16 protein-coding genes and 1 tRNA gene are annotated in these 13,138 nt (G+C 43.3%); 7 read left to right on the forward strand and 10 right to left on the reverse strand.

Features of this window, described 5'->3' with window-relative positions; all coding sequences use genetic code 11:
* Position 1: 1 nt before the first annotated feature.
* Genes lolA through serS form a run of 4 tightly spaced genes read left to right on the forward strand, consistent with a single transcriptional unit; the run spans position 2 to position 3,730 of the window.
* Entirely contained in the window at positions 2-649 is a 648-nt protein-coding gene (lolA, locus tag AB9H30_RS02490; RefSeq protein WP_371193044.1) for an outer membrane lipoprotein chaperone LolA, read from the forward strand.
* Positions 618-1,994 (forward strand): replication-associated recombination protein A, encoded by a 1,377-nt coding sequence (locus tag AB9H30_RS02495; protein WP_371193045.1) that lies wholly within the window; start codon positions 618-620, stop codon positions 1,992-1,994. The genes lolA and AB9H30_RS02495 overlap by 32 nt, the downstream gene beginning before the upstream one ends.
* Before the next feature lie 45 nt (positions 1,995-2,039).
* Positions 2,040-2,423 carry a fluoride efflux transporter CrcB gene (gene crcB, locus AB9H30_RS02500; RefSeq protein WP_371193046.1) on the forward strand — a complete coding sequence of 128 codons (384 nt, stop codon included), beginning with the start codon at positions 2,040-2,042 and terminating at the stop codon, positions 2,421-2,423.
* Positions 2,424-2,431: 8 nt separating this feature from the next.
* Positions 2,432-3,730 (forward strand): serine--tRNA ligase, encoded by a 1,299-nt coding sequence (gene serS / locus AB9H30_RS02505; protein ID WP_371193047.1) that lies wholly within the window; start codon positions 2,432-2,434, stop codon positions 3,728-3,730.
* Positions 3,731-3,738: 8 nt separating this feature from the next.
* Here serS and AB9H30_RS02510 read toward each other — a convergent pair whose 3' ends face one another.
* The 5 genes from AB9H30_RS02510 to AB9H30_RS02530 all read right to left on the reverse strand — a co-directional run bounded on the left by AB9H30_RS02510 (position 3,739) and on the right by AB9H30_RS02530 (position 5,910).
* Positions 3,739-4,086: a TusE/DsrC/DsvC family sulfur relay protein gene (locus AB9H30_RS02510; RefSeq protein ID WP_371193048.1), complete on the reverse strand. Its 348-nt coding sequence runs from the start codon at positions 4,084-4,086 to the stop codon at positions 3,739-3,741.
* A 16-nt stretch (positions 4,087-4,102) separates the two neighbouring features.
* A complete protein-coding gene (locus tag AB9H30_RS02515) occupies positions 4,103-4,390 on the reverse strand; it encodes a hypothetical protein (protein ID WP_371193049.1) in 288 nt (95 codons plus the stop codon).
* Positions 4,391-4,392: 2 nt separating this feature from the next.
* Positions 4,393-4,755, reverse strand: a complete 363-nt coding sequence (locus AB9H30_RS02520) for a DsrE family protein (protein WP_371193050.1) — start codon at positions 4,753-4,755, stop codon at positions 4,393-4,395.
* Complete coding sequence (tusD, locus tag AB9H30_RS02525) at positions 4,752-5,138, reverse strand: sulfurtransferase complex subunit TusD (RefSeq protein WP_371193051.1); 387 nt, start codon at positions 5,136-5,138, stop codon at positions 4,752-4,754. The genes AB9H30_RS02520 and tusD overlap by 4 nt, the downstream gene beginning before the upstream one ends.
* 109 nt (positions 5,139-5,247) lie before the next feature.
* Positions 5,248-5,910, reverse strand: a complete 663-nt coding sequence (locus tag AB9H30_RS02530) for a Bax inhibitor-1/YccA family protein (protein WP_371193052.1) — start codon at positions 5,908-5,910, stop codon at positions 5,248-5,250.
* Positions 5,911-6,143: 233 nt separating this feature from the next.
* On the opposite strand from AB9H30_RS02530, the gene AB9H30_RS02535 reads away from it, so the two are divergent.
* Positions 6,144-6,235 (forward strand) — tRNA-Ser (locus tag AB9H30_RS02535).
* Positions 6,236-6,433: 198 nt separating this feature from the next.
* Here AB9H30_RS02535 and AB9H30_RS02540 read toward each other — a convergent pair.
* The 3 genes from AB9H30_RS02540 to AB9H30_RS02550 form a co-directional block, all read right to left on the reverse strand.
* Positions 6,434-7,762 (reverse strand): PepSY domain-containing protein, encoded by a 1,329-nt coding sequence (locus AB9H30_RS02540; protein ID WP_371193053.1) that lies wholly within the window; start codon positions 7,760-7,762, stop codon positions 6,434-6,436.
* Between the two features lie 60 nt (positions 7,763-7,822).
* Complete coding sequence (gene upp / locus AB9H30_RS02545) at positions 7,823-8,452, reverse strand: uracil phosphoribosyltransferase (protein WP_371193054.1); 630 nt, start codon at positions 8,450-8,452, stop codon at positions 7,823-7,825.
* Positions 8,453-8,592: 140 nt separating this feature from the next.
* Complete coding sequence (locus tag AB9H30_RS02550; RefSeq protein ID WP_371193055.1) at positions 8,593-9,435, reverse strand: YiiX/YebB-like N1pC/P60 family cysteine hydrolase; 843 nt, start codon at positions 9,433-9,435, stop codon at positions 8,593-8,595.
* A 156-nt stretch (positions 9,436-9,591) separates the two neighbouring features.
* On the opposite strand from AB9H30_RS02550, the gene AB9H30_RS02555 reads away from it, so the two are divergent.
* Complete coding sequence (locus tag AB9H30_RS02555) at positions 9,592-10,083, forward strand: FKBP-type peptidyl-prolyl cis-trans isomerase (RefSeq protein WP_371193056.1); 492 nt, start codon at positions 9,592-9,594, stop codon at positions 10,081-10,083.
* On the opposite strand, the gene AB9H30_RS02560 is transcribed toward AB9H30_RS02555, so the two are convergent.
* Positions 10,080-11,756, reverse strand: a complete 1,677-nt coding sequence (locus AB9H30_RS02560) for an aminotransferase class V-fold PLP-dependent enzyme (RefSeq protein ID WP_371193057.1) — start codon at positions 11,754-11,756, stop codon at positions 10,080-10,082. The genes AB9H30_RS02555 and AB9H30_RS02560 overlap by 4 nt on opposite strands.
* Before the next feature lie 149 nt (positions 11,757-11,905).
* Here AB9H30_RS02560 and AB9H30_RS02565 point away from each other — a divergent pair, with 149 nt between their 5' ends.
* Positions 11,906-12,373: an Lrp/AsnC family transcriptional regulator gene (locus AB9H30_RS02565; RefSeq protein ID WP_371193058.1), complete on the forward strand. Its 468-nt coding sequence runs from the start codon at positions 11,906-11,908 to the stop codon at positions 12,371-12,373.
* Between the two features lie 8 nt (positions 12,374-12,381).
* Here AB9H30_RS02565 and AB9H30_RS02570 read toward each other — a convergent pair whose 3' ends face one another.
* Positions 12,382-12,876, reverse strand: coding sequence for a MarR family winged helix-turn-helix transcriptional regulator (locus AB9H30_RS02570; RefSeq protein WP_371193059.1), 495 nt, complete (start codon positions 12,874-12,876; stop codon positions 12,382-12,384).
* Positions 12,877-13,138 lie beyond the last annotated feature (262 nt).

Raw genomic sequence — 13,138 nt, forward strand, 5'->3', positions numbered from 1 at the left:
TATGCAACTTGTGTCATTTTCAAAGTTTAGCCTTGCGATTATATGCTTATCTTCAATTGCCTTTTCTACGCATTCTCAAGAGACAAGCGCTAGCGACAGCCTTAAACCCATATTAGGTAGTCTTCAGAGCTACCGTGCGAGCTTTGTACAATTAATTCAAGACGCAGAGGGCGAGACCCTGCAGCAGTCTGAAGGGCTTATGTCTCTAAAGAAACCAAACATGCTTAGATGGGAGGTGTCCTTGCCTGATGCTTCATTGTTTGTTGCAGATGGTTTGGTAATATACAACCTCGATCCCTTCGTTGAGCAAGTCACCTTGTTAGATCAAGCCGACATCGTGAACAACAATCCATTGATGCTGTTAATATCAGATGATACTGAGGCTTGGGACAAGGTCGATATATCTTATGAAAATGGAGAGTACTGGCTTAAGTCAAATGATGAAAATGCCAATATATCCTTACTCAAGCTTCGTTTTGTTGAAGGTGTTTTACAGTCCTTACATTCTGTAGATCGTCAGCAACAGTCAAACATCATCGAGTTTAGTAGCATCCAACATAATCTCAATATTGCTGATTCTGCGTTTCGAGTGGATATACCCGAGTCATACATTGTTGATGACCAGCGCAAGTCTGCCGCGCAGCCATAAACGTGAAGAAATCTCAAGCCCCTCGCAAATGAGCCAAACTCGCCCCCTTGCCAGTTTGTTGCGTCCTAATAGTTTTAGCGATTATGTAGGCAACCCCGATTTAATGGGCAAGACCGGCATTCTTCGCATGCTAGCCGAAAAGCAAAACATTCCCTCAATGATTTTGTGGGGCCCTCCCGGCTGTGGTAAGACATCCTTGGTAAATGTGCTGGCGAAAGTTCTCGACACTGACGTTAAAGTTATGTCGGCTATCAACTCGGGTGTAAAAGACATCAAACAGGTCGCCCAACAGGCACAAGAGCAACAGGAAGGTATGTTTGGCTCAGTGCCTTTGGTGTTTGTGGACGAAATACATCGCTTTAATAAAGCCCAGCAAGACGCCTTTTTACCTTATGTAGAAAGCGGCGTCATTCGCTTAGTTGGTGCAACCACTGAGAATCCTTCGTTTTCTATTAATAACGCATTGCTGTCAAGGATGCGCGTGTTCACCTTAAAAGCACTTGATGTGCAGGATATGGACATGCTGTGCGAGCGTGCCTTAACTCACCTCAACGCTAATGATGGCTTGCACGCAGTAGCTATATCGAAAGAGGCCAAAGATGCACTGATCATATTTGCCAATGGCGACGCTCGGCGCTTACTTAACAGTATCGAAATTGCTTCAGATATTGCCAAACTGAACGATGCTGGCATTCGCATGATAGATCATCAGACCCTAGAAGTAGCGGTAGGCGAGAGTATTGCTGCATTTGCTAAACAGGGTGACCATTATTACGATTTGCTGTCTGCTTTTCATAAATCTATCCGTGGTAGTGCAAGCGATGCTGCACTTTATTGGTTTGCGCGTATGTTAACGGCAAATACCGATGTCACACCAATTTGCAGAAGACTGTTGGCAATAGCGTCAGAGGATATCGGCAACGCAGACCCAAAAGCCATACAAGTATGCTTAACCGCATGGGATGTTTATCATAGGGTGGGACAAGCTGAAGGTGAACGAGCCGTTGCGCAAGCGGTTATTTATTGCGCTTTAGCGCCAAAAAGTAACGCTGTGTACAACGCATTTAAAGCGGCCAAGCGAGATGCCTTAAAATATCATAGCGAAGCGGTACCGCTGCATCTTCGCAACGCCCCTTCTGCTTTGGCAAAAGAGGCAGGGCATGGCAAAGAATACGTGTATCCGCATAACCTTGATACAGCTTATGCAACAGATATATCTTACTTTCCTGACAGTATGGGCAGTCAACAATACTACGCGCCCAATCCACGTGGCTTTGAAAAGCAGCTATTACAAAAAATCGCCTATTTACAGAATTTAGAGGATAATGCAAAGAATGAGCAGTGATATGAACAAGCATTCTTTTAATTTGCAAATACAAGGCTCGTCAACATGACGATTACGTGGGTAACATATTTATACGTAGCAGTCGGTGGTGCTCTTGGTGCCTGTTTGCGACTGTTTGCTAATTTAACTCTGACAAATTTGTTGGGCAAAAGCCTGCCTTTTGCTACCCTTAGCGTTAACGTAGTAGGCTCGTTTTTTCTAGGTTTAGTATTTGCTTGGTTTTCGCAGCAATCTGACGTTGAAAGTGACCTCAAACTATTCGTTACCGTTGGTTTTTTAGGGGCCTTGACAACATTCTCTACGTTTTCTTTAGAAGTATTTCTGTTCCTCCAGCAAGGTGAGTGGATGCGAGCAGGGATCACGGTTTTACTTAACGTGTGCCTATGCCTTGCGGCTGTATGGTGTGCAATGACATTAATGAAAGGATAGTAATTGTTATGTTAGACCCACGTTTGCTTCGCAATCAAATTGACCAGACCGCAGAAGCATTGGCTAGCAGAGGTTTTGTACTCGATACTGCAGCTTATAATGAATTGGAAGAAAAACGCAAAGCCCTGCAGGTTGAAACACAAGAGCTACAAAATGAGCGTAACACGCGCTCTAAAGCTATCGGCAAAGCAAAGGCATCAGGGCAGGACATTACTCCCTTGCTCGCTCAAGTCAGTGAGTTAGGCGATAAGCTAGAGCAGGCGAAGTCGGCTTTAGAGCATGTACTAAGTGCTATTAACATTTTTTATCAAGAAACGCCGAATTTACCCGCTGAGGGCGTTCCTATCGGTAAATCAGAAGACGAAAATGTTGAAATATTAACCTGGGGCACGCCAACAAGTTTTGATTTTGAAGTAAAAGACCATGTCGATGTGGCCGAAGGCTTAAGCAACGGCCTCGATTTTGAAACCGCGGCAAAGCTATCGGGCTCTCGTTTTGTGGTAATGAATGGGGCTGTGGCGCGCATGCATAGGGCATTGGCTCAGTTCATGCTCGATTGCCATACCCAAGAGCATGGTTATCACGAAGTATATGTGCCTTACCTAGTAAACTCTGAAAGCCTATACGGCACCGGCCAACTGCCAAAATTTGGTGAAGATTTATTCCATACCAAACCTGCCACCGAAGAAGGGCAAGGTATGTCGTTGATACCCACAGCTGAGGTGCCCTTAACCAATATTGCCCGCGACCACATCTTCGATGCTGATGAGCTACCGGTGAAAATGACAGCGCATACTCCTTGCTTTAGAAGTGAAGCCGGCAGCTACGGCAGAGACACCAGAGGCCTCATTCGACAGCATCAGTTTGATAAAGTCGAAATGGTGCAGTTAGTACATCCCGATAGCTCTATGCAGGCTTTAGAAGAGTTAACAGGGCATGCTGAAGTAATTTTACAAAAGCTAAATTTACCGTACCGCAAGGTGATATTGTGTACCGGAGATATGGGGTTCGGCTCATGCAAGACCTATGATCTTGAGGTGTGGCTACCCGCGCAAAATACGTATAGAGAAATCAGCTCCTGCTCTAACATGGGCGATTTCCAAGCCCGCAGAATGCAGGCCCGCTTTAAATCAAAAGACATGAAAAAGCCAGAATTACTGCACACGCTAAACGGTTCAGGCTTGGCAGTAGGGCGAACCTTAGTGGCGATCCTAGAAAACTATCAAAGGGCTGATGGCAGTATAACGGTTCCTGAAGTGCTCGTGCCATATATGAATGGACTCACAGAAATACAATCGACGATGTAACTAAAAGTCTATAAACACTTTGCCGGTTTGGGCAAACCGGCAAGTTTTGTGGCAAGTTTGGCTGGGCCATCAGGGAACAAGCGATGTAAATATCGGCTATTGCCTACCTCGGGTCCAAATTTATCCTTCATAGCCTTTACCAGTGCGCGAATAGCGGGGCTGGTGTCGTAGGTTTGATAAAATTCTCGCACAAAATAAATGACTTCCCAATGTTTATCACTCAGCACCATTTGCTCTTGCTTTGCCAGAGCAAGAGCAAGTTCCTCACTCCATTGTGACATATTGCTGAGATAGCCATTTTTATCCAGCAAAATGTCCTTGCCATTTACACTTATGCAGCGCTGAGCTTGATTCAATATAGTGATTCCTTGTTTATTGCAAAGTCATAACAGGGGTGTGCTCTGCGCAGAGCACTACCCATTGAGTATGACTTATATAATTTACGTGCTTATTGTTAATCGCAGGGTGATCATTAAATTGCGCATCAAGGCCAGCAGCGCGCCAATCAACATCGAGTACCTTAATCCGATGAGGGGAGACTAGGGTCAATAATCTAGGCAAAAGATACACGCCATTTTGCAGCAATACAAAATGAATACTTTCATCATCAATATAGGCTGTCACTTGGTCAAGCTTATTGCACATTACTTGAATTAACATCGCTAGAACACCAGAATTTGTTGGGATGCACGTTTAAGCAAAAGCACATCATCTTGATTAATAATCGAGTAAGAAAGCTTCCCGTCATTAGTTATGCGTAACCCGCGAAAATCAATACTGGCTTTGTCTACATAAATATCTTCAATATCATAAAGGGGGAGTGAACACAGTTTTTTATAGGTATTTTTATGGAAAATTGATTCAGCTTGTTGAGATTCTACACATTGATAGACGCCATCATCCTCTAATAATATTTTGACCTGTAGTCCAACATTGCTAGCCGCTAGGGCTGCCTCAAAAGCATCGATAGCGGCACTGCTATGGTAAGGCGCTTGGGTGCTAATAATTAGTAGATATGCACTCAAAACTGAATACTCTTAATGGCTTCGTTATGCAGTGCGGCAAAATACGCACTCATCCCTACTGATTGAAAAGATGGGTTCATATTTTGTATATCACTATCTACCCTGTGGCGTGAACATATTACACCACGGCGAGTAGCTGCTGTTTCACACACATAAAGAGGCACACCATGTTTTGCATGCAGAAGCTCCCAGCGCTCTTTCATATTGACTTCATCAGCATTTACTTCAATTAATGCTGATGCATTGTGAACACCTGCTTGATAAAAGAATACATGCTCAATTTTGTGTCCTAATGCTATTGCAGCTTCACAAAATGCGAAGGCTGACTCGGCATTGCGCGAATCATATGAGCTTTTAGTTACAAATAGCGCGAATTGCTGCATGGTTTTACATTTCTTAACGATAGTTATAGTTTAATTGGGGAAGTATACAGGGAAGTGACACAAACAAAAACGCCCCAAAAAACGGGGCGTTTTAATAAAGTTTTGTGGTTTAGTCGTCGCCGCCCATGCCTAAAAGCGCAAGCATGTGAACAAACATCTGCCAGATATTTAGGTAGAGGCTTGTGGTTGCACGAATGTAATTGGTTTCTCCGCCATTTACAATCCGGCTAGTGTCAAACAATATCAAACCCGACATGATAAACACAACCAGTGCGCTGATTGCCATACTCATAGCTGGGATTTGTAAAAAGATGTTAGCCAACATGCCAACGATAGCAACTACTAAGCCCACCATCAAAAAACCGCCTAAGAAGCTAAAATCTTTCTTAGTGACTAAGGCATAGCCCGACAGTGCGAAAAACACTACAGCCGTTGCTGCAAGGGCCTGCATTACAATATGGCCGGCACCCGCGTTTAAATAGATATTTAAGATTGGACCCAGTGCTCCACCTAATAACCCAGTGAAAGCAAACACCCAAAACAAGCCAGCGGCAGAGTCAGCCTTTTTATTTACGATAAACAGACTGATCAAGCCACCAATAAGCATCACAAAATAGCCAATAATGCCAATTTGTAAAAATGTAGTGATAGTAGCTGTGACCGCACTGAACGCAACGGTTAGTGCTAACAGCATGTAAGTATTGCGAAGTACCTTATTAATTTCAATCGCTGGGCGGTCTGCCGCGCTTGAATACATAGTACGCCTGTCCATTTTGTATCTCCAAATAATGCATAAGTGTTGTTAAACTGCTAATAACGAGTAAACGACTCGATATATATTAGGCTGTTTGTATGGTGTTTGGTTCACTTTTTCAAGTGTTTTCTATTATAACCTGTTCGACGATGTAAACATGTCGGAAAATTGTGCGATTGAAACAGGTTTTTACGATTTTTTGACAATTAGACTTTACATTATCGCCATAGGCTTTTAATATGCGGGCCTCTGGAGAGTTGGCAGAGCCCGGTTGAATGCACCTGACTTGAAATCAGACGAACGGTCAAACGTTCCGGGGGTTCGAATCCCTCACTCTCCGCCAAATACAGAAAAACCGCCTTTATGGCGGTTTTTTTTATGCCCGAGTATACAATATACGTGAGCAGTCGTATCAGGCAATAATAAATCTATATGCCAATCGACAAGATACCGGTTTATTTTCTATTTTTAGATAGGCTGATACGTCGCCATGTAAAAAGCAGGCCGCTGATACTAAGTAATAAAAGTGCCACGCTGAAAATTATGTTCCAACTATGATTAAAATGCCCTTACTGAAATAGTCCATAAAGTGCAGACGCATCATTAAGTCATGTATGCGCGCTTTAAAATCGAAAGATGCAAGTTGCTCTGCGCTGCGGGCATCAAAGTAATAGCTTGTGTTGGCAGTATCTACTCGCCACGTTGCATTCATTTCACCGCGGATGTCTGATGATCCCTCATCTAAACGAGTGATCTTTTCAATCGGCTTTTCGATGAACGCAAAGTACGCCTTAATTTGTTTTTGCTCGATGTTGAATAGCGAGCCGTTTGTCAGATCAACAAGCTGTTTATCACTTGTGAAATTCCGATGATAGCCTTGGCTTTCGGTATACAGCAGATAGGGTGCACCAAATATATTTTGCAGCTTAGCTCCAATGATTGGGGGTTTATCATGCAGCAAATCTGCAAAACTAACATTGTCGGGTATGACGTGTTGCCAATCAATCTTAGTGAGGGGAAGTAAGGGTATCTTCTGTTTTTCAATTAGCGATAGATAAAGACCTGTGCCAAGCCACACAGACAGTTGGGCGAAAACGACCAGCGCTATATATTTGTGCGCCACCAGTAAGTGCTTGTAGTATGGTTTGCTAACGAGTAAAGATTGTTGAGTAAAACGTCTTCGTGACCAGAGTAATATTCCACCGAAAATAATGGATAAGATACTTAATGTAGCGACTATTTGTAAAAACAGATTGTGTATGTTTTCACCATCGTCATAGTCCATGATATGCAAGCGCCACATCCAATCGAAAATATGCCACATGCTATGGCGCTTCGTTACAATTTCCCCGGTTGTTGCGTGTATGTAAAAATGTAAATTATCCCAGGTGTTAAATGCAACTTCATAAACTGGTGCATAACGTGCCGGCACGTAGTCAGGCACTTCTTGTAACAGGGTTACTTTGCTGACTGATGAAATCCCACTAAACATATTTAGAGCAATCTTTTCTGCCTGCTCAGCGCTAAGTTGCGGTAAAGCCTCGCCGGTATTCGCATTCAATAAAATAGCGGTGTAGGGATTATCACGAAAATTCACTTGGATGAGCGCATGCTCTAAACCTTGAACTAACTTCGCGCCGCTCATTTCAGGAAAACGATTGGCGACGGCAGTTAAGGGATAGTTTGCCGACTGTACATCGACATATGCGGGATTTTTAACACGATCATCTCCATGAATAGCGTGTATATCGAGGCTTACCATATAAAGACCAGACAGCGCCCAAATACACAACTGCACGCCAACTAAATACATCAGTCTGGAATGCCATTTGTGGGATATCGCGGTTAAGGAACGTCTTGAACGCTTCACAATTATATTCTATTGGATATTATTAAATTAATAACGCGTTAAATGTTGCAAGTGCACTCACTATCGGGTCCCAAATATTTTGTCGCCGGCATCTCCTAAACCCGGCAATATGTAGCCTTGATCGTTAAGGCGCTGATCTATTGCGGCTACATAGATATCGACATCGGGATGTAAATCAGTAACAGCCTTAATACCCTCAGGAGCGGCCACCAAAAATAAGCCCAATATATGCTTGCAACCCTTACTTTTTAGAAGGTCTATGGTGGCAATCAAGGTCCCGCCTGTCGCCAACATGGGGTCAACAATGAGCGCGGTACGCACGTCAATATCGGCGACGACTTTGTCAAAATAGGCTACAGGTTGCAATGTCTCTTCATCTCGGTATAAACCAACCACACTGATTTTAGCACTGGGCACCAGTCTCAAAACACCGTCTAACATCCCCAAACCTGCTCGTAAAATGGGTACAACGGTTATTTTTTTACCTTTGATGTGCTCAATGTCAATCGGGTCACCGTTCCAACCTTCAATTTGTACTTGCTCAACGCTCAAGTCTCTAGTCGCTTCATATGTCAGAAGGTTTGCGACTTCACTTGCCAGCTCTCGAAAGTCTTTAGAGCTCACACCAGCGGCTCGCATTAGCCCCATTTTGTGTTGAATTAAAGGATGCTTTATTTCATAAACAGACATTTAAATTCCTTATTAATAAAAGTCTTGCAGCAGCTATGCTAACGCAGATTGCTAACTCAGACATTCACTAAATCTACTTGTTTGTATCTGATTACGCCAATGCTAAACAAATATTCACACTTTAGGTCGAATATATGTTGTTATTCAGCCTCATCGTTTGCCCATTTAATGGCTTTGTAGTCAAAACCACAGCAAAGGGTCGGCTTTACCACTTCAAAATAGGGAGAAAGATCAAAATCTCGAGGTGTGTAGTGACTGTAGTGGCGTCGGGTTAGCACCATATCGTTTTTAAACATTAATTCTTTTAAACGTTGGATCCGTCTTGTTCGAGCATGTCCTAGGTTCGTGTCTTCTAAGCTGCTAGCTTCCCCATCTACCTGTGCCGTCAACGGTAAAATAGGGTAGCGAATGGATTGAAATGCTTGAGCAACTAAAGTAGAGCAAATCGCTTTAGTGGGATCACCGCTGCCAAATTCCAACAAACCCCGCCTAAACCTCTGGGGCACAGGTGGTGTCGGGAGCAAATAACGCATCAAATCGATGATATTTTTGTTGTCATATTGATGACCAAGCTTCGATATTGAGAAGTTTACCAATGACTGGGTATCATCGGGGCGTAAGTTAACCGGACGGCAAATACGCAAATTAAAACCATTGTACTTGTCTAGCGGAACGGTAATAACACCCTCAATTAAATCAGCCTCCAAAATAGGCTGAAGATCAGGATGCTCGCCAATATACATACAAACATGAGACCAAGTGGACTGCGTTAGGTATTTAATCGCACTGCTTATCCGACTATTCCCTTCAACTAGGATTAAGTCACCTGGCTGCAGCGTCGTTTTAAGCTGTTCGGTGCTTAAAGTACTAAACGTCTGATAGCCCTCTCGAGGTTTTGAAAGGTATGCGGCGAGTTTATCGCCAATAGCATCGCCGATTTTAGCGAGCAGGCTAGGGGATAAATCTGGGGGAATATCACTCAATGCTGTTTCCTTAGGCTTGCTATATGGCTTAGCTTATCACCATTTTATTGCTTTGATGAATGCTTGTCGGTCAATCTTTCAGTTAGTGTCTATTTGTTTATGGATCTGAAGGCAATATTCATGCGAGTATCGACTAATAGCCTTATGGAGATCACGATGAAAAACCACTTATTGTTAGTATTGCTTGCCTGCACTATTTTTTTGGGTGCATGTACCGACAGCTCTATAAAAAAAGAACAAAGTGAAGCCTATGTTTTAGGTACTGCCTTTTTGGAGGCAAATGCTCAAAAAGCAAATATCATGACCACCGAAACCGGTTTACAATATACGGTATTAAAAGAGGGCGATGGAAATACGCCTGTAGCGAAAGATACTGTAAAAGTGCATTATCGAGGGACCTTAATTAACGGAGACGAGTTTGATTCATCCTACTCTAGAGGTGAGGCGAGCTCTTTTCCCGTAAATAGAGTAATTCCCGGTTGGACTGAAGGTCTGCAGCTGATGAAGGAGGGCGCTAAATATCGCTTTTATATACCCGAAGACTTAGCATACGGAAATAGACGTACGGGTAAGATAGTACCCTATTCAGCGCTAATATTTGATGTAGAGCTGATTTCCATCGAAGTGCAAAGCACAGTGTCAAATTAGCTCGCCTCAGGCAATGTTTGAAGCTCGTTGTAGCAATCTTGCGGCAGTGCAAACCACCGCAGGGCCTCTGACGATGGTGATAACTCGAGCGGACAATGTGCTTGATGCTGTCTGCTTTTAGTTAGTTCATTTTCAGCCGCTTTTAACAAAGCCTCGTAACAGGGTGCCTCGGCAGTCAATGCTTGATGATTGGCGCAATCTTGGATTGGGTTAAAAGCTTCAAGAGAAGCAGGCAAATCAGGCAACTTACCTTGATAGCGCCAACTCCAAGCACTGCGGTCTAACTTATAATAGGGCAATAAGCGCCAACCATGCTCGGCAACCAGTTTAAGCGCGCTTAATACGTAGGTAAACTCAGCCTCAGATATAAAATAGTTAAAGTTAAGCCTCACCCAACCTGGTCTGAGCGCCATATTTCCGCGACTAATCTCCTGCTCAATTTTTTCACTATATTCATAATCCATATTCAGCAGTGCGTGCCCATACGGTCCTGCACAAGAGCATCCGCCACGGGCCTGAATGCCGAACAGATCATTTAGTAAAGCAGTTATAAAAGCGTAATGTAAGTCTTTATTCCTATGCTTAAAACGCAGCGAAAAAATTGATAGGCGTTTTGCGGTATTGCTGCCCAATACTTCGATGTTGTCAACGCTATTAAAAACAGCCATTGCCCTATCTACCATGCTTTGTTCGAGCTTTTCGATGGTTTCGATACCAACTTGTTGTTGCAGCTTAAACACCAGACCCGCGCGAATGGATTCGATGATAGCAGGTGTTCCACCTTCTTCTTTGCGTTCAATATTGCCAATAAATACATGTCTGGTTGGCGTAACGTAAGCTACTGTGCCGCCGCCTACGAGCGCCGGAACGGTGTTGCGTACAATATGTTCTTTAACAACCAGCACCCCTGGTGTGCCCGGCCCGCCAACAAATTTATGAGGCGAAATAAACACTGCATCTATTGGCGCTGCGCCATTCATATCAATTTTTACATAGGGTGCAGCCGCGGCATAGTCCCAAAAACTCAAGGCACCGTGCTGTTTCAGCATCTGTGTTATGCCTTGTACATCGCTGCAAATACCGGTGACGTTAGACGCCGCAGAAAAGCTGCCGATCTTTAGCGTCCGATTATCATACTGCTCTAGCTTTTGTTTAAGTACATTGATGTCTATTTGACCGCACTTTGTGAGCGGTATACACACCACCTGTGCATTGCTTTCACGCCAGGGTAGTTCATTAGAGTGATGCTCATATGGGCCGACAAAAACGACTGCTTTTGAAGAACTCTGCATACCATCATCAGTTCGCGCGCTGTTTTGCGCGGTGTTACCGGTTTTTAAACCCAGTATGTGCATGATTTTATCGATAGCAGAGCTTGCCCCAGAGCCACAAAATACCACTTTATCACTGCCTGTACCGTTTACAGCTTTGCGAATTTCAGCGCGAGCCTCCTCTCTGAGGCGAGTTGTTTGGGCACCAGTGAAAGATGTTTCGGTATGAGTATTGGCATACCATGGCAATACATTGCTCTGCAGATAATCTTCTATAAAACGAAGGCTGCGTCCAGACGCGGTGTAATCCGCATAAATTAATGGTTTTTCACCAAAGGGCGTATGTATGGGTGCATTTGCGCCTATTACTGAGGTATTAATTTTGCTTAGCAAGGTTTGCATGAACTTACGCTGTGCTTATGTATCATGACCTAAAGTATATATGCGTAAAAATGAAACATTAGTTCCATTTTATGCGTAAATTGTTAATATGTTCGAACGCTGTTTCGGTAAATGCTATATTTATGAATCATAATGAAGGGAAGATGCTTATGGATAAACTTGACACAAAACTATTGGGCCTAATGCAAGAAGACGCTGGCTTATCCGTAGGTAACTTAGCCGAGCAAATTGGTATCTCTAAATCGGCATGCTGGCGCAGGATTCAAAAGCTTGAAGAAAATGGTGTTATCCGGCAGCGAGTAACGCTTTTAGAACCTACAAAAATAGGTTTAAGTTTAACAGTGTTCATCTCTGTGCGCACCAGCCAGCACAATCCAAAATGGGCCGAAAATTTTAAAGCTGCAGTTCAAGATATATCCGGTATTACTGAAGTGTATAGAATGGGCGGTGACGTAGATTATCTGCTAAAAGCCATAGTGTCTGATATGAGCGGGTATGACCGTTTATATCAAAAGCTGATTGCTGCAGATTTATTTGAAGTAACCGCTGGTTTTGTTATGGAAACCATGAAGCAGACGACAGTGCTGCCCTTGTCTAGTATCATGTCAAAAGACTAAACGAATTGTTATTTTAGGTCTTTGCGATTAGCCGCTAATAGTTTTTGTAATAGCACAACAAAGGTTTGCTGCTCTTGTTCATCCAATACCGAGACAATCGATTCTTGTGCCTGAGCATGTTCGACCACCACTTCCTTGATCAGCTTTAGGCCTTTTTTTGTGAGCGCCACATTGACGCCGCGTTTATCGTCTTTTTTGGTTTTCCGCTTAACTAGGCCTTTTTTTTCAAGTTTATCAATGCGAGTTGTCAGCGTCCCAGATGTGATCGACATCTGATCAAGCAGTTGTCCTGGTGATAGTGAGTAGGGGGTGCCAGCTCGCAATAGCGTTGCCATTACCTCGAAGCCTGCATCACTGAGCTTGTAATGTTTGAATGTGCTGTTAAGCTCTTCTGTGATGTGCTTAGAGGCCTGCTGCAACCTTGCCGTCAAGGCCATCGGAGCCGTGTTCAGCTTGGGCATTTGCTTGGCCCATTGCTTGATTTTCTTATTCACACCATCCATTTATTAAACTCTGATCAATTGTTGTTATAACGACACTTTGCCACTTATTCTTTACATTAATATGACAGTGTTTATGCTTGTTTTCTAGGAATAAAAAAGACTAGGAAATCGGCAAATAACTAAAGTAAAAACAAACCTTTAAATAATAACAATCTTGACTTCAAGATAAGCTCTTATTACCATTGATTTTTTTTAGCATCTGTCTGCATAGTAGGGTGGTGTGAATATCGTGAGTTTATCGCATAGATGACACTAGAACACG

It is taken from the genome of Glaciecola sp. SC05 (assembly GCF_041380235.1).
In the GTDB taxonomy this organism is placed as follows: Bacteria; Pseudomonadota; Gammaproteobacteria; order Enterobacterales; family Alteromonadaceae; genus Glaciecola.

Coding starts and splice junctions, on each gene's coding strand:
- lolA (WP_371193044.1), top strand. CDS start 2: ATGCAACTTGTGTCATTTTCAAAGTTTAGCCTTGCGATTATATGCTTA.
- AB9H30_RS02495 (WP_371193045.1), top strand. CDS start 618: ATGACCAGCGCAAGTCTGCCGCGCAGCCATAAACGTGAAGAAATCTCA.
- crcB (WP_371193046.1), top strand. CDS start 2,040: ATGACGATTACGTGGGTAACATATTTATACGTAGCAGTCGGTGGTGCT.
- serS (WP_371193047.1), top strand. CDS start 2,432: ATGTTAGACCCACGTTTGCTTCGCAATCAAATTGACCAGACCGCAGAA.
- AB9H30_RS02515 (WP_371193049.1), bottom strand. CDS start 4,390: ATGTTAATTCAAGTAATGTGCAATAAGCTTGACCAAGTGACAGCCTAT.
- tusD (WP_371193051.1), bottom strand. CDS start 5,138: ATGCAGCAATTCGCGCTATTTGTAACTAAAAGCTCATATGATTCGCGC.
- AB9H30_RS02530 (WP_371193052.1), bottom strand. CDS start 5,910: ATGGACAGGCGTACTATGTATTCAAGCGCGGCAGACCGCCCAGCGATT.
- upp (WP_371193054.1), bottom strand. CDS start 8,452: ATGTCTGTTTATGAAATAAAGCATCCTTTAATTCAACACAAAATGGGG.
- AB9H30_RS02555 (WP_371193056.1), top strand. CDS start 9,592: ATGAAAAACCACTTATTGTTAGTATTGCTTGCCTGCACTATTTTTTTG.
- AB9H30_RS02560 (WP_371193057.1), bottom strand. CDS start 11,756: ATGCAAACCTTGCTAAGCAAAATTAATACCTCAGTAATAGGCGCAAAT.
- AB9H30_RS02565 (WP_371193058.1), top strand. CDS start 11,906: ATGGATAAACTTGACACAAAACTATTGGGCCTAATGCAAGAAGACGCT.
- AB9H30_RS02570 (WP_371193059.1), bottom strand. CDS start 12,876: ATGGATGGTGTGAATAAGAAAATCAAGCAATGGGCCAAGCAAATGCCC.